Here is a 16,914-nt window from a genome sequence, read left to right as displayed (position 1 = left end):
ACTCCCTCGTTCATGAGTCTTCGCAGGTGTTGGCGGCGCGGCCGTACCAAAGGGTGCCCTCGCCGTACTTCCGCGACCGGAGCGGCTCGAAGCCCTCGGGCCACGGGAAGGCGCCGCTCCTGGTGCTGCGCTCCACGGTGACGAGCGCGTCGTCCGTGATCCAGCCATTGGACCGGAGTGTGAGGAGGATCTCGCGCAGGTCGGCGCTGTCCAGGGCGTACGGCGGGTCCAGGAAGACGACGTCGTACGGTTCCCCGCCGGCGCGGGCCGCCACGATCTGCTCGGCCTTGCCCGCCCGGAATTCGGCGCCGGGCAGGCCCAGCGTCCGGATGTTGTCCCGGATCGCCTTGGCCGCCTTGGGGTCCGCCTCGACCAGGAGGGCGTGGTCCGCGCCCCGGGAGAGGGCCTCCAGGCCGACGGCGCCGGAGCCTGCGTACAGGTCGAGCACCCGGGCGCCTTCGACCCCGTGCAGCGACTCCCAGGTGGAGAAGAGCCCTTCGCGCATCCGGTCCGAGGTCGGGCGGGTGCCGGTGCCGGGGGGCACGGCCAGCCGTCGCCCGCCGGCGCTGCCGGCGATCACGCGGGTCATCTGGGGTCCTTCGGTACGGCGGCAGAGTGCCGCGGCGGTCCGCCGCGGCACTCCAACGATATGTCGTGCCGGTCAGCCCTTCTCCAGGTACTGCTCGCGCTCGGTGTCGAGCAGGGCGTCCAGGGCGGTCCGCAGGCCCGGCAGCCGCTCCAGCGCCGGGTCCTCGGCGACCACGCGGGTGGCCTCCTCCCGGGCCTGTGCGATGACCTCCTCGTCCTCGATGACGGCGAGCATGCGCAGCGAGGAGCGCACTCCGGACTGGGCCTGGCCCAGGACGTCGCCCTCGCGGCGCTGTTCCAGGTCGATCCGGGAGAGCTCGAAACCGTCGAGGGTGGCGGCGACCGCGGCCAGCCGGGCCCGGGCGGGGCTCGCCTCGTGCATCTCGCTGACGAGCAGGCACAGGCCCGGGGCGGAGCCGCGGCCGACGCGGCCGCGCAGCTGGTGGAGCTGGGAGACGCCGAACCGGTCCGCGTCCATGATCACCATGACGGTGGAGTTCGGGACGTTCACACCGACCTCGATGACGGTGGTGGCGACCAGCACCTTGACCTCGCCCGCGGTGAAGCGCCGCATGACGTCGTCCTTGTCGGCCGGGTCCATCCGGCCGTGCAGCACCTCGACGCTCAGCCCGGCGAGCGGTCCGCGCGCGAGCTGCTCGGCCACCTCCAGGACGGCGAGCGGGGGCCGCTTGTCGGGGTCGTCCGCGGCGGCGGCCTTCTTCTTGGCGTTCTTGGGGTCGTCCTCCCCGTCGCCGATGCGGGGGCAGACCACATAGGCCTGGTGACCTTTCTCGACCTCCTCGCGGACCCGCTCCCAGGCCCGGGCGAGGAAGTGCGGCTTGTCCTTGGCCGGCACCACATGGGTGGCGATCGGCGAGCGCCCGGCGGGCAGCTGGTCGAGGACGGAGGTCTCCAGGTCGCCGAAGACGGTCATGGCGACGGTGCGCGGGATCGGGGTGGCGGTCATCACCAGCAGGTGCGGGGGCTGCTTGCCCTTGGACCGGAGCGCGTCGCGCTGTTCCACGCCGAAGCGGTGCTGTTCGTCGACGACGACCAGGCCGAGGTCGTGGAACTGCACCTTGTCCTCGATCAGGGCGTGCGTGCCGATGACGATCCCGGCCTCACCGGTGACCAGGTCGAGCAGGGCCTGGCGGCGCGCCGGCATCCCCATCGACCCGGTGAGCAGCACGACCTTGGTGCCCTGGTCGGAGCCGCCGAGCATGCCGCCCTCGGCCAGTTCGCCCATCATCTCGACGATGGAGCGATGGTGCTGCTGGGCGAGCACCTCGGTGGGCGCGAGCATCGCCGCCTGCCCGCCGGAGTCGACGACGGCCAGCATGGCCCGCAGGGCCACCATCGTCTTCCCGCTTCCGACCTCGCCCTGGAGGAGGCGGTGCATGGGGTGGCTGGTGGCGAGGTCGTCGAAGATCTCCTTCGAGACCTTCTCCTGGCCCTCGGTGAGGGTGAAGGGGAGCTTGGCGTCGAAGGCGTCGAGCAGGCCGCCGGGGGCGGGGCGGCGCGGGACGGCCGGGAGCTGGGCGTCGGCGTGGCGGCGGCGGGCCAGGGCGACCTGGAGGACGAAGGCCTCGTCCCACTTCAGGCGTTGACGCGCGTCCTCGATGTCGGCCTTGGTGGCCGGCCGGTGGATCTTCAGCAGGGCCTCGGTGAGCGGGACCAGTCCGCGGCCCTCGCGCAGGGCGGGCGGCAGCGGGTCCACCGCCTCCTGGGCACCGGGCAGTACGGCGTCCACACACTTGGCGATCTTCCAGGACTCCAGCTTCGCGCAGGCCGGGTAGATCGGGATCAGCTGGTTGGCGAAGGCGGTGGCGGCGTCCCGGTCGGAGGCGTCCGCGCCGAGCGGTTCGTACGCCGGGTGCGCGAGCTGGAGCTTGTGGTTGAACCTGGAGACCTTGCCGGCGAACATCGCGCGGCTGCCGGGCAGCAGCTCCTTGTGGGGCTTGTGGACGCCGGCTCCGAAGAAGACCAGCTGGAGCCGGCCGCTGCCGTCGGTGATGGTGACCTCCAGCCGCTTGCCCCGGCCTCCGTTGAAGGTCAGGACGCGGGCGTCGGCGACCTGCGCGACGACGGTCACGTGCTCGTCGATCTGGTCGGCGAGCTCGGCCAGCGAGGTCAGCTCGCCGCGCTCGGCGTACCGCCTCGGGTAGTGGTGGAGCAGGTCCAGGGCCGTGTGCAGGCCGAGCTGCTCGGCCAGCACCTTGGCGGTGGCGGGTCCGAGCGTCTTCTTGAGGTCTTCGTCGAGCGCGGGCACGTGTTCCATTGCACACCATGGCGCTAACAAGCCCGCTATTCCACCCCGATGAGGAGCGGCGCCGAGTACCGGCCGCCCCGGTAGGTGACGGTGTCCACGGCCAGGTGGCCGCACTGGACGTACGCCTCCAGGCGTTCGGCCACGGCGTCCGGCACCTCCGGTCCCAGGACCAGGGTGACGAGTTCGCCGCCGGAGCCCAGCATCCGGTCCAGGACGGCCTCGGCGGTCTCGGCCAGGCCCGCGCCGATCACGGCGACGTCGCCGTCGATGAGGCCGAGCACGTCGCCGGCCTGGCAGATGCCGGCCGAGGTGAAGGACTGGCGTTCGGCGACGGCCAGTTCCCCGTACCGGGTGGCGCCGGCGGCGGCGGTCATGGCCACCACGTCCTCGTCGAAGCTGCCGTCCGGGTCGTGCACGGCGAGCGCGGCGAGGCCCTGGACCGCGGAGCGGGTGGGGATCACGGCCATGCGTACGCCCTCGGCGCGGGCCTGCTCGGCTGCCGCGGCGGCCGCCGCGCGCAGTTCGGCCCCGCCCGGCAGGAGCACCACCTCGCGGGCGTGGGCACGGCGGACGGCGTCGAGGAGTTCGGCGGTGGCCGGAACCTCTCCGGGGCGCACCAGCACGGTGGTGGCGCCGGCCTCGGCGCACAGGCCCGCCAGTCCCTCGCCGGGGACGACGGCGACCACGGCCCGCTGGGCACGCTCGGCGCGGCCCCGCCGGCGCTCGTCGCCGAAGTGCGTGATCCGTATCCGGTACGGCCGCCCGGCGACCACGCCCGCCTCCACGGCAGCGCCGGGGTCGTCGACGTGGACGTGGACGTTCCACAGTCCGTCACCGCCGACCACGACCAGGGAGTCGCCGAGTCCGTCGAGGGTGGCGCGCAGTTCCGCGACCGCCGTCTCCGAGGCCTCCAGCAGGTAGATCACCTCGTACGCGGGCCCGTCCCCGTCCTGCTCGCAGGGGTCGGCCGGCCGCGGTGCGGGCGGCGTCGTCCGGCCGGCCCCCGCGAGCGGTCCGGCGGCCGGCTCGTGGCCGGACAGCGTCTGCCAGAGGGCGCCCAGGACGGCGACCAGGCCGCAGCCGCCGGCGTCGACCACCCCGGCCCGGCCCAGCGCGGCGAGCTGCCCGGGGGTGTCGGCAAGTGCGGCGCGGGCGCCGTCGTAGGCCGCGCGGGCCACGTCCGCCGCGGTGCCGGCGGCCGCCGAGGCCGCTTCGCCGGCCCGCGCGGCGGCGCCCGCGACGGTGAGCATGGTGCCCTCCACGGGGTGGGCCACGGCGGCGTACGCCTCCTCCGCGGCCCGGGTGAGGGCGTGGGCCAGCAGCCCGCCGGGGCCGGTCCGGCGGCCCTCGTGCTCGGCGCCGAGCACGTCGGCCACTCCGCGCAGCAGCTGGGCGAGGATGGTTCCGGAGTTCCCGCGGGCGCCGACGAGCGCGCCGTGCGCCCAGGCCCGTACGGCTTCGGACAGGGAGGTGGGTGCGGGGGTCCCCGCTGCGTCGGCGGCGCTGTCGAAGGCCTCGGCCAGGGCGCGGTCGGCCGACTCGGCGGTGAGGTAGAGGTTGGTGCCGGTGTCCGCGTCGGCGACCGGGTAGACGTTGATCGCGTCGATGTCCTCGCGGGCCCGGCCCAGCGCGGCCAGGGCGAGCGAACTCCAGGTGCGTACGGCCTCGGCGTCGAGCTCGTCGGCGGGCTGCGGCTGCGGCTCGTGCGGCACCGGGCGTTCCTCCTTGTGCGGGCCAGGGTTCACCGCAGGGTAACGAAGGGCCGCGCCTGCGGGGTCCGGACCGCGGGACGGGGTCGCCGGCCGCCATGGTAGTTTTCTTGGACGGGCGCAGTCGTTGTATGCTGCTCCGGTTGCCCGATGAGAGTCGGGTCTTTTCCCCGGCAAACCACTTCAGACCTCTGATCCGGTGCGCCGGATTCACTGTAATTGCATCTGAAGTCTTTGGAGTGACCTGTGGCTGCCAACTGCGACGTTTGCGCCAAGGGGCCGAGCTTCGGCAACAACATCTCCCACTCGCACCGCCGCACCTCGCGTCGCTGGAACCCGAACATCCAGCGCGTCCGTGCCGTGGTCAATGGGACGCCGAAGCGCCTCAACGCCTGCACCTCGTGCATCAAGGCCGGCAAGGTCTCGCGCTGACGCCCGTCGTAGCGCAGCCCCTTCCGGTTGCCAAGAAGGCCGGTCCACCTCTGGTGGACCGGCCTTTTGCCTTGTCCGGGGGATCCCGGTGGGCGGGGCGGGGTCAGCGCAGCCGCCAGGCGTGATCGACCGGGCCGATGCCCCCGCCGAGTGCGAAGCCGGCGGCGATGCCGCCCGTCACGTACTCCTTGGCGGCCGTGACGGCCTCCGGGACGGCGAGGCCCTTGGCCAGTCCGGCCGCGATCGCGCTGGCGAGGGTGCAGCCGGTGCCGTGGGTGTGCCGGTTGGAGTGGCGCGGGGCGCGCAGCCAGCGTTCCTCGGTGCCGTCGGTGAGCAGGTCCACGGCCTCGTCGCCGTGCGCCGCGAGGTGTCCGCCCTTGATGAGCGCCCAGCGGGGGCCGTGGCCGAGGATCGCGTCGGCGGCCCGCCGCATGTCGTCCTCGGACCTCACGGAGATGCCGGTGAGCTGGGCGACCTCGTCGAGGTTGGGTGTGGCCACGGTGGCCCGCGGCAGCAGTTCGCCGCGTACGGCGTCCAGCGCGGAGGCGGCGAGCAGCGCGTCCCCGTGCTTGGAGACGCCGACGGGGTCCACGACGGCCGGGGCCGCGGTGTCGGCCAGCAGCGCGGCCACGGTCTCGACCAGGGCGGTGGAGGAGAGCATGCCGGTCTTCACGGCGTGCACGCCCATGTCGTCCACGACGGCCCGGTACTGGGCCGTGACGGCCTCGGCGGGCAGCTCCCAGGCTCCCCGTACCCCGAGGGAGTTCTGGGCGGTCACGGCGGTCACCACGCTCATGCCGTGGACGCCGAGGGCCAGCATGGTCTTGAGGTCGGCCTGGATGCCCGCGCCGCCGCCGGAGTCCGATCCGGCGACGGTCAGGCACAGCGGCGGCGCCGTGGTCACAGCGTGCCGTCCTGGGCGGCCGGGTCGGCCCCGAAGTGGTCCCAGCCGCCGGTGCTGGTCCAGGGCGCGCCGTCGACGGTCACCTGGGGCAGCGCGGAGCGGTTGAGCACCTCGCCGATGACCTTCCAGCGGGCGGGGAGCTTCACGTCGGGCGGGAAGGTCGCCACGATCGCGTGGTCCTCTCCCCCGGTGAGCACCCACTGGAGCGGGTCCACGCCGACGGCCTGCCCGATGTCGTGCATCTGGGTCGGGATGTCGACGGCGGCCGAGCGCAGGTCGATGCGGACCTTGCTGGCCTCGGCGATGTGCCCGAGATCCGCGATCAGGCCGTCGCTGACGTCGGTCATGGCACTGGCGCCGAGGCCGGCGGCCGCGGGACCGGCGTGGTACGGCGGTTCGGGGCGCCGGTGGGCCTCCACGAACGCCCGCGGGGAGCGGAAGCCGCGCGAGAGCACGGCGAAGCCGGCCGCGGACCAGCCGAGCCAGCCGGTGACGGCGACGACGTCGCCGGGCTGGGCCCCGGAACGCAGGACGGGCTCGTGGTTGCGCAGGTCGCCGAGGGCGGTGATGGAGACGGTGATGGTGTCTCCGCGGACCACGTCCCCGCCGACCACGGCGGCGCCGGCGACCTGGCACTCGTCGCGGATGCCGTCCATCAGCTCGGTGGGCCAGGTGACCGGGAGTTCGGCGGGCACGACCAGGCCGAGGAGCAGTGCGGTCGGCACCGCCCCCATGGCCGCGATGTCCGCGAGGTTCTGCGCGGCGGCCTTGCGGCCGACGTCGTAGGCCGTGGACCAGTCGCGCCGGAAGTGCCGGCCCTCCAGCAGGATGTCGGTGCTCGCCACGACCCGCCGGTCGGGGGCCGAGACGACCGCCGCGTCGTCGCCGGGTCCGAGCCGGACCGCCGGGGTGGTGGTGAGTCGTGAGGTGAGCTCCCTGATCAGCCCGAACTCCCCCAGCTCGCCGACAGTGCCCTTCATCCCTGTGCCCCTTCTTGCCCAGTCCGCTTGCGGTCGCGAGCCGTCACAGCTCTGGGTACCGTCAACAGATACGTCAACTTCTGCTCTCCGTACGCCCCGCTGTGCGTGGCGCCGGGCCCGCAGGTCTCCCCGTGGCGCACGGCGACGCGGTACCGTGGCGTCCCTTCTTCCCCCGGCCCTGTCCATCGTGTGGGGTTCACCCGAAGGTTAGGGGAAATGATCCTCGTGGCCGCCCTGGAGGTTCCGTGGTACAGGCGTACATCCTCATCCAGACCGAGGTGGGCAAGGCGTCGTTCGTCGCCGAGTCCATCGGCCAGATCCCGGGGGTGATCCAGGCCGAGGACGTGACAGGTCCGTACGACGTGATCGTGCGCGCCCAGGCCGACACCGTGGACGAGCTCGGCCGCATGGTCGTCGCCAAGGTCCAGCAGGTGGAGGGGATCACCCGCACCCTGACCTGCCCGGTGGTCCATCTGTAGCCCCCGTCTACTCTTGGCCGGTGATGTCCCTCCACCACCGGCCCCTCCGTGTCCTGGCCGTGCCCGGCGCCCTGGTCGTGCCCGCCGCCCTGGCGGCGTGCTCCCCGGGCGGTTCCGAGGCCCGGGTGGAACCGCCCCCCGCGCCGCCGGGCAATGTCGCGGGGTTCTGTGCGGCACTGCACAAGGAGCTCCCGGAGACGGTGGCCGGCCTGGCACGGACCCGGACCGAACCGGAGTCCGACCTGACCGCCTCGTGGGGCGGCTCGGCGATCGTACTGCGGTGCGGTATCCCCAGGCCCCCCGAGATGCTGGATCCGAAGCAGGGGGGCGTCGAGGTGAACGGCGTGTCCTGGCTGCTGGAGAAGCGCGGCGACGGCGGATTCCGTTTCACCACCGGGATGCGGCTGGCTTACACGGAGGTCCGGGTCGACAAGGAGCATGCCACGGACGCGGGGATGCTCGTCGGTCTGTCCACGGCGATCGCCGCGACCGTGCCCGCGGGCATCGCCTCCTACTGAGCTCCGGCACACCGCCGCCCGCCGGCCGCCCCCGTGCGGGGCGGCCGGCGGGCGGCGGCTCGGCCTGCTGCTAGCGCAGCCCGGTGGAGCGGCGCAGGGCCGCCTGGATCAGGCGGTCCACCAGCTCCGGGTACGCGATGCCGGTCTTCTCCCACATCAGCGGGTACATCGAGATCGGCGTGAAACCGGGCATCGTGTTGATCTCGTTGATGACGAACTCGCCGTCCTCGGTGAGGAAGAAGTCGGCGCGCACGAGGCCCTCGCAGGACGCGGCCTCGAAGGCCTCGATCGCGAGCCGCTGCACCTCGGCGGTCTGCTCCGGGGTGAGCGGGGCGGGCACGATCCCGGAGGCGGAGTCGATGTACTTCGCCTCGAAGTCGTAGAAGTCGTGGCTGGAGACCGGCGGGATCTCGGCGGGCACGCTGGCCCGCGGCCCGTCCTCGAACTCCAGGACGCCGCACTCGATCTCGCGGCCGCGCAGCAGCGCCTCCACGATGATCTTCGGGTCGTGGCGGCGGGCCTCCTTGACGGCGGCCTCCAGGCCGGAGGCGTCGTCGACCTTGGTGATGCCGATCGAGGAGCCGGCCCGGGCGGGCTTCACGAAGAGCGGCCAGCCGTGCTCGGCGGCGAAGTCCAGGATCCGGGCCGTGGCGGCGTCCCGGTCGGCCTCCCACTCACGGGGGCGGATGGTCACGTACGGGCCGACGCTCAGCCCGAAGGACGTGAACACCCGCTTCATGTAGTCCTTGTCCTGCCCGACGGCCGAGGCGAGGACGCCCGAGCCGACGTACGGGATGCCGGAGAGCTCCAGGAGGCCCTGGAGGGTGCCGTCCTCGCCGTAGGGGCCGTGCAGCACGGGGAAGACGACGTCGACCTCGCCCAGGGCCTTCGGGACGGCGCCCGGCTCGGTGTAGACGACCTGGCGGCTGGCCGGGTCGACCGAGAGGACGACGGCGCCGTCCTCGGACTCGGCGAGCTCCTCGACGCTCGGGAGCCTGCGGTCTGCGATGGCCATCCGCGCGGGCTCGTCGGCGGTCAGCGCCCACCGGCCGTCCGTGGCGATGCCGATGGGCAGCACCTCGTACTTGGACCGGTCGATGGAGCGCAGGACGGCGCCCGCCGTGACGACCGAGATGGCGTGTTCCGAGCTGCGGCCGCCGAACACGACGGCCACGCGGGGCTTGCGGCCCTGCTGCTCAGGGGTCTGGGGGAGGTTCTCGCTGCTCATATCGGCATGAGCGTACCCGCTCATGCGTCCGGGAAGGAGTCAGCGACGTTCCGGTTTGGCGCTGCGGCCCATCAGTTCCTTCAGGGCCACCAGGGTCGGCTTGCCGTGGTGGACGATGTCCACCACCGTCTCGGTGATCGGCATGTCCACCCCGTGCCGGCCGGCCAGATCGGCCACCGACTGGCAGGACTTGACTCCTTCGGCGGTCTGCTTGGTGACCGCGATGGTCTCCTCCAGCGTCATGCCGCGGCCGAGGTTGGTGCCGAAGGTGTGGTTCCGGGAGAGCGGCGAGGAGCAGGTGGCGACGAGGTCGCCGAGGCCCGCGAGGCCGGAGAAGGTGAGCGGGTCGGCGCCCATGGCCACGCCCAGGCGGGTCGCTTCGGCGAGTCCGCGGGTGATGAGGGAGCCCTTGGTGTTGTCGCCGAGGCCCATGCCGTCCGCGATGCCGACGGCGAGGCCGATGACGTTCTTGACGGCGCCGCCGAGCTCGCAGCCGATGACGTCGGTGCTGGTGTACGGACGGAAGTACGCGGTGTGGCAGGCGGCCTGGAGGCGCTGGGCCACGGCCTCGTCCACGCAGGCGACGACGGAGGCCGCGGGCTGGCGGGCGGCGATCTCGGCGGCCAGGTTGGGGCCGGTGACGACGGCGATGCGCTCGGCGGGGACCTTGGCCACCTCTTCGATGACCTCGCTCATCCGCTTGGCGGTGCCGAGTTCGATGCCCTTCATGAGGGAGACGAGCACCGTGTCGGGGGCCAGCAGCGGGGCCCAGGCGGCGAGGTTGTCGCGCAGGGTCTGCGAGGGGACGGCCAGGACGGTGAAGTCGGCGCCCGCGGCGGCCTCGGCCGGGTCGCCGGTGGCCCGGATGTTCGCGGGGAGTTCGACGTCGGGGAAGTAGTCCGGGTTGGTCCGGCCGGTGTTGATGGCGTCGACGACCTCGCTGCGGCGGCCCCACAGGGTGACCTCGCAGCCGGCGTCGGCGAGCACGATGGCGAAGGCCGTGCCCCAGGAGCCTGTTCCGAAGACGGTCGCCTTCATGGGACGTGTCACTTCTTGCCCTCCCCTGCGGCCTTGCGCCGCTGTTCCGCCCTGGCGTTGCGATGGTCGTACGGCTGCTCGGGCGCGGTCTCTCCCCGTACCTCCTCCAGGAGGCGGGTGACGGCCGCCATGATGGTCTCGGTGGCCTCCTTCAGGACGTCCGGGGTGGGTTCCCGGTCGTAGTAGGCCGAGAGGTCCACGGGCGGTCCGGCGAGCACCTGGAGGGTCTTGCGCGGGAGGAGCCGGACCTTGTTCTCCTTGGCGTACGGCGGCATGGCGAGGTTCGCACCCCACTGGGCCACCGGAATGACGGGGGCCCTGGTGATCAGCGCGACGCGGGCGACGCCGGTCTTGCCGGCCATCGGCCACATGTCGGGATCCCGGGTCAGGGTGCCCTCGGGGTAAAAGGCGACGCATTCGCCGCGTTCGATGGCGTCGACGGCCGCCCGGAATGCGTCCAGGGCGTTGGTGGTCTCCCGGTAGACGGGGATCTGCCCGCTGCCGCGGAGGATCGACCCGACAAAGGGGACCTTGAAGAGGGCGGCCTTGGCGAGCAATCGGGGCACCCGGCCGGTGTTGTACTGGAAGTGCGCGTAGGAGAGCGGGTCCAGATACGAGTTGTGATTGACGGCGGTGATAAAACCGCCCTCGGCCGGAATGTGCTCCATTCCCCGCCAGTCCCGCTTGAAGAGCACTACCAGCGGCGGTTTTGCGATGACCGCCGCCAGGCGGTACCAGAAGCCGATTCTGCGGCGGGACACTCGGACACCTTCCTCTAGGACCGGTCGCGGCTGGGGCACCTCGTCGTCGGCCGGACAAGTGTCACCCCGGGCCCGGTCTCTGTCGAGAACACCGTACGCCCCGCTCACCCCGGCAGACCCCCGGGCCGCCCGGCGGGGGCGACAATGGGCCGACACATGACCGGGCCATGACCCGGCCTTGGCCCGGGGAGGGCCGGAGCGTACCGGAAGGAAGGGGTCCGTCACGAACGCCGTCTGGAGTCTGGTGGTCCCGCTGAAGCCCCTGTCGGTGGCCAAGAGCCGGCTCGCGGCGGCCGTGGGGGCCTCACGCCCGGGGCTGGCCCTGGCGTTCGCCCTGGACACCGTCGCGGGGGCGCTGGCCTGCACCGCGGTCTCGGATGTGGTGGTCGTCACGGACGACGCCGCGGCCGGCGCGGAACTGGCCGGGCTGGGTGCGCGGATCGTCCCGGACGTCCCGGCGGCCGGGCTCAACGCGGCGCTGGCGCACGGCGCGCGGGCGGCCCGCGAGGCGCGGCCCGCCGCCCCGGTCGCGGCGATGAACGCGGACCTGCCGGCGCTGCGACCCTTCGAATTGCTACGCGTGCTCGAAAACGCATCGGTATTTCCGCGGGCATTTCTGGCGGATGCGGCCGGAATCGGTACGACCTTGCTTTCCGCCGCGTCCGGCGTGGAATTGGTCCCTTCCTTCGGGGGCGCGTCGCGGGCCAGGCATTCCGCCTCGGGCGCGGTGGAAATCGCACTGGCGGACGTGGACAGCGTGCGCCGCGACGTGGACACGGCGGCGGACCTGCGCACGGCGCTCGCCCTCGGTGTGGGGCGGCACACGGCCCGATACAGTGCGGGTATGCAGGCGACCGCGTACACGTACGACTCCCAGACCCGCAGCGGCAGTGTGCTGCTGGACGACGGCACCCCGGTGTCCTTCGAGGCCCCGGCGTTCGACGCGGGCGGCCTGCGGCTGCTGCGGCCGGGGCAGCGGGTCCGGATCGAGACGGACGGCAAGGGCGCCGACCTGCGGATCACCCTGATCACGCTGCAGACCTTCTGAACCGGTCCGCCGGAACGCCCACGGGGCGGCCGGCGGTCCCCGTGACGCACCGCGGGCCGGCTTCCCCGCGGGGGAAGCCGGCCCGGCGTGTGTGACTCGTGCCCTTACTTCTTGCGGGCGGTGGTCTTCTTCGCGGTGGCCTTGCGGGTCGCCGTCTTCTTGGCCGGCGCCTTCGTCGCTGCGGTGACCTTCTTGGCCGCCGGGGCGGTCTTCTTCGCGGCGGCGGTGGTCTTCTTCGCCGCGGCCGTGGTCTTCTTGGCGGTGGTGGCCTTCTTGGCGGCCCCGGTGGTCTTCTTCGCCGTGGTGGTGCTCTTCGCGGCCGCCTTGCCGGCGGTCGCGGTGGTCTTCTTCGCGGCGGACTTCTTTGCGACCGTGGTCTTCGCCGCGGCCTTCTTCGCGGTGGTGGCCTTCTTCGCCGCGGCCTTCTTGACCGTCGCGGAGGCACCGCCGGTGAGGCTGCCCTTCGGCGCCTTCTTCACCGACACCTCGCCGCCCTTGGGCAGCTTCTTGGTGCCGCTGACCAGGTCCTTGAAGCCCTGGCCGGCACGGAATCGGGGCACCGAGGTCTTCTTGACCCGGACGCGCTCACCCGTCTGCGGGTTGCGGGCGTAACGGGCCGGACGGTCGACCTTCTCGAACGAGCCGAAGCCCGTGACCGAGACCCGGTCGCCCGCGACGGTAGCGCGGACGATGGCGTCCAGTACCGCGTCGACAGCGTCCGCGGCCTGCTGGCGGCCGCCCAGCTTGTCGGCAATCGCTTCTACGAGCTGCGCCTTGTTCACGTCTTCCCCTTCGGAGACTTCGCCAGAACGAATGTGTTCAAGCTTATTTCGCACGTTAGGCGGATATATACCGCAAATCAAACACGAAACGGGCTAATCACCCTAGTGCCGCAACGCCGGAGGCGGTTACGGAGTTCCTTCGCATCAGTCGCCTTCAGGGAATCGACCCTCGTCGAGGTCCTTCATCAACCTGTCCAGGCGCCTTGCCGCATCGGCGAGATCATGCTTCGCCGCGGCCGTGACGACCAACAGCTTCCGGGACAGCGCCATCCTTACGCCCTCCGGGACTTGCAGTGAGCGCACCCGTGTGTGTGCTTCTTTCAGCCGGTCCGCGACGAGTTCGTAGAGCTCGAGTTGACTGTCGCGTTCCATGCACAGATTGTGCCATCTGGGGCGAGTTGTCGCCTCACGGGGCCTCAACAAACGGCTATGCCCCCCGCCGGAGGGCGGGGGGCACAGTGTTGTCCTTGTGATCACCCGGGGGTGAATAACCGCTGATCAGGCAGGAATCAGGCCTGAATGGTGCGCGGCTTGAAGGCCGGTCGGCCGCTTTCGTAGGTGGCGATGTCCGCTTCGTTCTGAAGGGTGAGCGAGATGTCGTCCAGGCCTTCCAGCAGACGCCAGCGGGCGTTGTCGTCAAGTTCGAACTCGGCCACGATGCCTTCCGCGCGCACCTGGCGGTCGACCAGGTCGACCGTGATCTCGGCGGCGGGGTCGGCCTCCGTCAGCGCCCACAGCCGGTCGACCGTCTCCTGCGGGAGCACGACGGTCAGCAGGCCGTTCTTCAGCGAGTTCCCGCGGAAGATGTCGGCGAAGCGGGAGGAGATGACCGTCTTGAAACCGAAGTTCTGCAGGGCCCAGACTGCGTGCTCGCGCGAGGAGCCGGTGCCGAAGTCGGGGCCTGCGACGAGCACCGTCGCGCCGGCGCGCTCCGGGCGGTTCGTGACGAACTCCGGGTCCTTGCGCCAGGCCTCGAAGAGTCCGTCCTCGAAGCCGTCGCGGGTGATCTTCTTGAGCCAGTGGGCCGGGATGATCTGGTCGGTGTCGACGTTGCTGCGGCGCAGCGGGACGGCCCGGCCGGTGTGGACGGTGAAGGCTTCCATGGTTCAGACTCCGGCGGTCGCGTCGGCGGCGGACAGGTCGGCGGGCGAGGCCAGATGGCCCAGCACGGCGGTGGCGGCGGCCACCTGCGGGGACACCAGGTGCGTACGCCCGCCCTTCCCCTGCCGGCCCTCGAAGTTGCGGTTGGAGGTGGACGCGGAGCGTTCACCGGGCGCCAGTTGGTCCGGGTTCATGCCCAGGCACATCGAACAGCCCGCGTGCCGCCACTCGGCGCCGGCCTCCTTGAAGACCTTGTCCAGGCCCTCTTCCACGGCCTGGAGGGCGACGCGGACCGAGCCCGGTACGACCAGCATCCGTACGCCGTCGGCGACTTTGCGGCCCTCGATGATCCCGGCGACGGCGCGCAGGTCCTCGATGCGGCCGTTGGTGCAGGAACCTACGAAGACGGTGTCGACCTTGATGTCGCGCAGCGGCTGCCCGGCGGTCAACCCCATGTACTCCAGGGCCTTTTCGGCCGCGAGGCGCTCCGAAGCGTCCTCGTACGAAGCCGGGTCGGGGACCTGGGCCGACAGGGGCGCGCCCTGGCCCGGGTTGGTGCCCCAGGTGACGAACGGGGAGAGCGCGGCGCCGTCGATGACGACCTCCGCGTCGAAGACCGCGTCCTCGTCCGTGCGCAGGGTCTTCCAGTACGCGACGGCCGCGTCCCAGTCCTCGCCCACGGGGGCGTGGTCGCGGCCCTGCAGGTAGTCGAAGGTGGTCTGATCGGGGGCGATCATGCCCGCGCGGGCGCCGGCCTCGATCGACATGTTGCAGATGGTCATGCGGGCTTCCATCGAGAGCTGCTCGATGGCCTCGCCGCGGTACTCCAGGATGTAGCCCTGGCCGCCGCCGGTGCCGATCTTGGCGATGATCGCCAGGATCAGGTCCTTGGCGGTGACGCCTTCGGCCAGCGCGCCGGTGACGGTGATCGCCATCGTCTTCGGGCGGGCCAGCGGCAGCGTCTGGGTGGCCAGTACGTGCTCGACCTGGCTCGTGCCGATGCCGAAGGCGAGCGCGCCGAAGGCGCCGTGCGTCGAGGTGTGCGAGTCACCGCAGACCACGGTGGTGCCGGGCTGGGTCAGTCCCAGCTGCGGTCCCACGACGTGGACCACACCCTGCTCCACGTCGCCCAGCGAGTGCAGGCGGACACCGAACTCGGCGCAGTTCGCGCGCAGCGTCTCCAGCTGGGCCCGGGAGACCGGGTCCGCGATCGGCTTGTCGATGTCGAGGGTGGGGGTGTTGTGGTCCTCGGTCGCGATGGTGAGGTCGAGGCGTCGGACCTTGCGGCCGGCCTGGCGCAGGCCGTCGAAGGCCTGCGGGCTGGTCACCTCGTGCAGCAGGTGCAGATCGATGAAGAGGAGGTCGGGCTCGCCTTCGGCGCGCCGGACGACATGGTCGTCCCAGACCTTCTCCGCGAGTGTCCTACCCATCGCTTTCCCTCCGGCCGGCGGGTTGTGCCGGCGCTTCATAGAGATTCGTGCGCCAGACGCCCGTACCCCACGTCCCGGACGACGGCTCGGACCCAGTGGTTCGTGGACCCGCACATACAGACTCGCTGGTTCTTGGAAAAATTGAACTTGCGTTTCACAGTGTGAGACGCGAATATCGTTTCATGGACAACTCTAGCGGCGTCGGCGTTCTCGACAAGGCAGCTCTGGTATTGAGCGCACTGGAGTCCGGTCCGGCCACCCTCGCCGGGCTGGTCGCGGCGACAGGGCTCGCACGACCCACGGCACATCGCCTTGCCGTGGCACTGGAACACCACCGGATGGTGGCGAGGGACATGCAGGGCCGGTTCATCCTCGGACCGCGGCTGGCGGAGCTCGCCGCCGCGGCCGGCGAGGACCGCCTGCTGGCCACGGCGGGACCGGTACTCACCCACCTCCGTGACGTGACGGGCGAGAGCGCGCAGCTCTACCGGCGTCAGGGAGACATGCGCATCTGCGTGGCGGCGGCGGAACGGCTGTCGGGCCTGCGGGACACCGTCCCGGTGGGCTCGACCCTGCCGATGAAGGCCGGCTCGGCCGCGCAGATCCTGATGGCCTGGGAGGAGCCCGAGCGGCTCCACCGCGGCCTCCAGGGCGCGCGTTTCACGGCGACGGCGCTCTCGGGCGTACGGCGGCGCGGCTGGGCGCAGTCGATCGGCGAGCGGGAGCCCGGCGTGGCGTCCGTCTCCGCGCCGGTGCGCGGCCCGTCGAACCGCGTGGTGGCCTCCGTATCGGTCTCCGGGCCGATCGAGCGCCTGACCCGCCACCCGGGCCGGATGCACGCCCAGGCCGTCATCGACGCGGCCGCCCGCCTCACGGAGGCGCTGCGCCGCTCCGGCTGACGCACCGATCCCACCTGTTCACCCCCGGGCCCGGGGGCGCGTTCGACGCCGCACACGTCCGAACACGCGCCTCCGGGCCCGTACTTGTGCCCGCGGCCTCGTTGGCGGCGCATGCCTGCGTCGGCAGGGGCGGGGCAACAGCGAAGAGGCCCTCCGCGCTGAACGCGGAGGGCCTCTTCTGTGCGTACCCCCGACCGGATTCGAACCGGCGCTACCGCCTTGAGAGGGCGGCGTGCTAGGCCGCTACACAACGGGGGCTTGCTTGTACTGCGCTGGGCTACCAGGACTCGAACCTAGAACAAAGGAACCAGAAACCTTCGTGTTGCCAATTACACCATAGCCCAATGTGGTCTATACCAGACCAGTACCCCCGACCGGATTCGAACCGGCGCTACCGCCTTGAGAGGGCGGCGTGCTAGGCCGCTACACAACGGGGGCCCTAGCGATCCTGCATCAAGACGTCCGGGAGCTACCCAATGGAGATCTTGCGGGAAGGATCTGTACCCCCGACCGGATTCGAACCGGCGCTACCGCCTTGAGAGGGCGGCGTGCTAGGCCGCTACACAACGGGGGCTAAGCACTGCGTTACTACTGCACTGCGCTGGGGTACCAGGACTCGAACCTAGAATAAGGGAACCAGAAACCCTCGTGTTGCCAATTACACTATACCCCACCGAAAGTCAACCCCTTGGGGGGATTTTCTTTCGAGTGGCGCCTCCGTCCGGCCTTTCGGCCCGCTCCGGCGGCG

The 16,914-nt window shown here is 71.6% G+C and carries 17 protein-coding genes and 5 tRNA genes; 5 read left to right on the top strand and 17 right to left on the bottom strand.

Features of this window, described 5'->3' with window-relative positions:
* Positions 1-10 precede the first annotated feature (10 nt).
* From rsmD to fakA, 3 genes are all read right to left on the bottom strand, one after another.
* Positions 11-589: a 16S rRNA (guanine(966)-N(2))-methyltransferase RsmD gene (gene rsmD, locus NRK68_RS24485; protein ID WP_257856709.1), complete on the bottom strand. Its 579-nt coding sequence runs from the start codon at positions 587-589 to the stop codon at positions 11-13.
* A 72-nt stretch (positions 590-661) separates the two neighbouring features.
* The gene (gene recG, locus NRK68_RS24480) at positions 662-2,866 is read right to left on the bottom strand and encodes an ATP-dependent DNA helicase RecG (RefSeq protein ID WP_257856708.1); all 2,205 of its coding nucleotides are present in this window, start codon (positions 2,864-2,866) and stop codon (positions 662-664) included.
* 26 nt (positions 2,867-2,892) lie between these two features.
* Positions 2,893-4,569 carry a DAK2 domain-containing protein gene (fakA, locus tag NRK68_RS24475; RefSeq protein ID WP_257856706.1) on the bottom strand — a complete coding sequence of 559 codons (1,677 nt, stop codon included), beginning with the start codon at positions 4,567-4,569 and terminating at the stop codon, positions 2,893-2,895.
* A 243-nt stretch (positions 4,570-4,812) separates the two neighbouring features.
* Here fakA and rpmB point away from each other — a divergent pair, with 243 nt between their 5' ends.
* Positions 4,813-4,998, top strand: a complete 186-nt coding sequence (rpmB, locus tag NRK68_RS24470) for a 50S ribosomal protein L28 (RefSeq protein ID WP_007266795.1) — start codon at positions 4,813-4,815, stop codon at positions 4,996-4,998.
* A gap of 103 nt (positions 4,999-5,101) precedes the next feature.
* Here rpmB and thiD read toward each other — a convergent pair whose 3' ends face one another.
* Positions 5,102-5,902: a bifunctional hydroxymethylpyrimidine kinase/phosphomethylpyrimidine kinase gene (gene thiD / locus NRK68_RS24465; RefSeq protein ID WP_183068603.1), complete on the bottom strand. Its 801-nt coding sequence runs from the start codon at positions 5,900-5,902 to the stop codon at positions 5,102-5,104.
* Complete coding sequence (locus tag NRK68_RS24460; protein ID WP_183068602.1) at positions 5,899-6,882, bottom strand: thiamine-phosphate kinase; 984 nt, start codon at positions 6,880-6,882, stop codon at positions 5,899-5,901. Before NRK68_RS24460 ends, thiD begins: the two co-directional genes overlap by 4 nt.
* Before the next feature lie 245 nt (positions 6,883-7,127).
* On the opposite strand from NRK68_RS24460, the gene NRK68_RS24455 reads away from it, so the two are divergent.
* Positions 7,128-7,361: an Lrp/AsnC family transcriptional regulator gene (locus tag NRK68_RS24455; protein ID WP_030028650.1), complete on the top strand. Its 234-nt coding sequence runs from the start codon at positions 7,128-7,130 to the stop codon at positions 7,359-7,361.
* 23 nt (positions 7,362-7,384) lie between these two features.
* Positions 7,385-7,879 (top strand): DUF3515 domain-containing protein, encoded by a 495-nt coding sequence (locus tag NRK68_RS24450; protein WP_183068601.1) that lies wholly within the window; start codon positions 7,385-7,387, stop codon positions 7,877-7,879.
* Positions 7,880-7,949: 70 nt separating this feature from the next.
* Here NRK68_RS24450 and NRK68_RS24445 read toward each other — a convergent pair whose 3' ends face one another.
* The 3 genes from NRK68_RS24445 to NRK68_RS24435 are packed head-to-tail and all read right to left on the bottom strand — an operon-like array spanning position 7,950 to position 10,906.
* On the bottom strand, positions 7,950-9,107 hold the full coding sequence (locus NRK68_RS24445) for a D-alanine--D-alanine ligase family protein (protein WP_257856705.1): 1,158 nt from the start codon (positions 9,105-9,107) through the stop codon (positions 7,950-7,952).
* Positions 9,108-9,146: 39 nt separating this feature from the next.
* Positions 9,147-10,157, bottom strand: a complete 1,011-nt coding sequence (locus NRK68_RS24440) for an NAD(P)H-dependent glycerol-3-phosphate dehydrogenase (protein ID WP_183068600.1) — start codon at positions 10,155-10,157, stop codon at positions 9,147-9,149.
* The gene (locus NRK68_RS24435) at positions 10,154-10,906 is read right to left on the bottom strand and encodes a lysophospholipid acyltransferase family protein (RefSeq protein ID WP_030958510.1); all 753 of its coding nucleotides are present in this window, start codon (positions 10,904-10,906) and stop codon (positions 10,154-10,156) included. Before NRK68_RS24435 ends, NRK68_RS24440 begins: the two co-directional genes overlap by 4 nt.
* Positions 10,907-11,150: 244 nt before the next feature.
* Here NRK68_RS24435 and cofC point away from each other — a divergent pair, with 244 nt between their 5' ends.
* Positions 11,151-11,954, top strand: coding sequence for a 2-phospho-L-lactate guanylyltransferase (cofC, locus tag NRK68_RS24430; RefSeq protein WP_183068599.1), 804 nt, complete (start codon positions 11,151-11,153; stop codon positions 11,952-11,954).
* Between the two features lie 104 nt (positions 11,955-12,058).
* Here cofC and NRK68_RS24425 read toward each other — a convergent pair whose 3' ends face one another.
* The 4 genes from NRK68_RS24425 to leuC form a co-directional block, all read right to left on the bottom strand.
* The gene (locus NRK68_RS24425; protein ID WP_183068598.1) at positions 12,059-12,736 is read right to left on the bottom strand and encodes an HU family DNA-binding protein; all 678 of its coding nucleotides are present in this window, start codon (positions 12,734-12,736) and stop codon (positions 12,059-12,061) included.
* A gap of 144 nt (positions 12,737-12,880) precedes the next feature.
* Positions 12,881-13,108 carry an SCO5555 family protein gene (locus NRK68_RS24420; RefSeq protein WP_030009267.1) on the bottom strand — a complete coding sequence of 76 codons (228 nt, stop codon included), beginning with the start codon at positions 13,106-13,108 and terminating at the stop codon, positions 12,881-12,883.
* A 137-nt stretch (positions 13,109-13,245) separates the two neighbouring features.
* Positions 13,246-13,839 carry a 3-isopropylmalate dehydratase small subunit gene (gene leuD / locus NRK68_RS24415; RefSeq protein ID WP_183068597.1) on the bottom strand — a complete coding sequence of 198 codons (594 nt, stop codon included), beginning with the start codon at positions 13,837-13,839 and terminating at the stop codon, positions 13,246-13,248.
* A 3-nt stretch (positions 13,840-13,842) separates the two neighbouring features.
* The gene (gene leuC / locus NRK68_RS24410; RefSeq protein ID WP_183068596.1) at positions 13,843-15,267 is read right to left on the bottom strand and encodes a 3-isopropylmalate dehydratase large subunit; all 1,425 of its coding nucleotides are present in this window, start codon (positions 15,265-15,267) and stop codon (positions 13,843-13,845) included.
* A gap of 182 nt (positions 15,268-15,449) precedes the next feature.
* Here leuC and ndgR point away from each other — a divergent pair, with 182 nt between their 5' ends.
* Positions 15,450-16,166, top strand: coding sequence for an IclR family transcriptional regulator NdgR (ndgR, locus tag NRK68_RS24405; protein ID WP_007266782.1), 717 nt, complete (start codon positions 15,450-15,452; stop codon positions 16,164-16,166).
* A 185-nt stretch (positions 16,167-16,351) separates the two neighbouring features.
* Here ndgR and NRK68_RS24400 read toward each other — a convergent pair.
* The 5 genes from NRK68_RS24400 to NRK68_RS24380 all read right to left on the bottom strand — a co-directional run bounded on the left by NRK68_RS24400 (position 16,352) and on the right by NRK68_RS24380 (position 16,839).
* Positions 16,352-16,424: transfer RNA gene (locus NRK68_RS24400), tRNA-Glu, on the bottom strand.
* 14 nt (positions 16,425-16,438) lie between these two features.
* Positions 16,439-16,510: transfer RNA gene (locus NRK68_RS24395), tRNA-Gln, on the bottom strand.
* A 21-nt stretch (positions 16,511-16,531) separates the two neighbouring features.
* Positions 16,532-16,604, bottom strand: a tRNA-Glu gene (locus NRK68_RS24390).
* Between the two features lie 63 nt (positions 16,605-16,667).
* Positions 16,668-16,740: transfer RNA gene (locus tag NRK68_RS24385), tRNA-Glu, on the bottom strand.
* Positions 16,741-16,767: 27 nt separating this feature from the next.
* Positions 16,768-16,839, bottom strand: a tRNA-Gln gene (locus NRK68_RS24380).
* Positions 16,840-16,914: the final 75 nt, after the last annotated feature.

The sequence above is a fragment of the Streptomyces yangpuensis genome, from assembly GCF_024666385.1.
GTDB lineage: Bacteria > Actinomycetota > Actinomycetes > Streptomycetales > Streptomycetaceae > Streptomyces > Streptomyces yangpuensis.
Note: the sequence above shows the minus strand (reverse complement) of the source record. Positions and strands in the feature narration are given on the sequence as shown.

Excerpts from the sequence above, each read along its gene's own strand:
- rsmD (WP_257856709.1), bottom strand. The coding sequence starts at position 589 with ATGACCCGCGTGATCGCCGGCAGCGCCGGCGGGCGACGGCTGGCCGTG.
- recG (WP_257856708.1), bottom strand. The coding sequence starts at position 2,866 with ATGGAACACGTGCCCGCGCTCGACGAAGACCTCAAGAAGACGCTCGGA.
- NRK68_RS24460 (WP_183068602.1), bottom strand. The coding sequence starts at position 6,882 with ATGAAGGGCACTGTCGGCGAGCTGGGGGAGTTCGGGCTGATCAGGGAG.
- NRK68_RS24450 (WP_183068601.1), top strand. The coding sequence starts at position 7,385 with ATGTCCCTCCACCACCGGCCCCTCCGTGTCCTGGCCGTGCCCGGCGCC.
- NRK68_RS24445 (WP_257856705.1), bottom strand. The coding sequence starts at position 9,107 with ATGAGCAGCGAGAACCTCCCCCAGACCCCTGAGCAGCAGGGCCGCAAG.
- NRK68_RS24420 (WP_030009267.1), bottom strand. The coding sequence starts at position 13,108 with ATGGAACGCGACAGTCAACTCGAGCTCTACGAACTCGTCGCGGACCGG.
- leuD (WP_183068597.1), bottom strand. The coding sequence starts at position 13,839 with ATGGAAGCCTTCACCGTCCACACCGGCCGGGCCGTCCCGCTGCGCCGC.
- leuC (WP_183068596.1), bottom strand. The coding sequence starts at position 15,267 with ATGGGTAGGACACTCGCGGAGAAGGTCTGGGACGACCATGTCGTCCGG.
- ndgR (WP_007266782.1), top strand. The coding sequence starts at position 15,450 with ATGGACAACTCTAGCGGCGTCGGCGTTCTCGACAAGGCAGCTCTGGTA.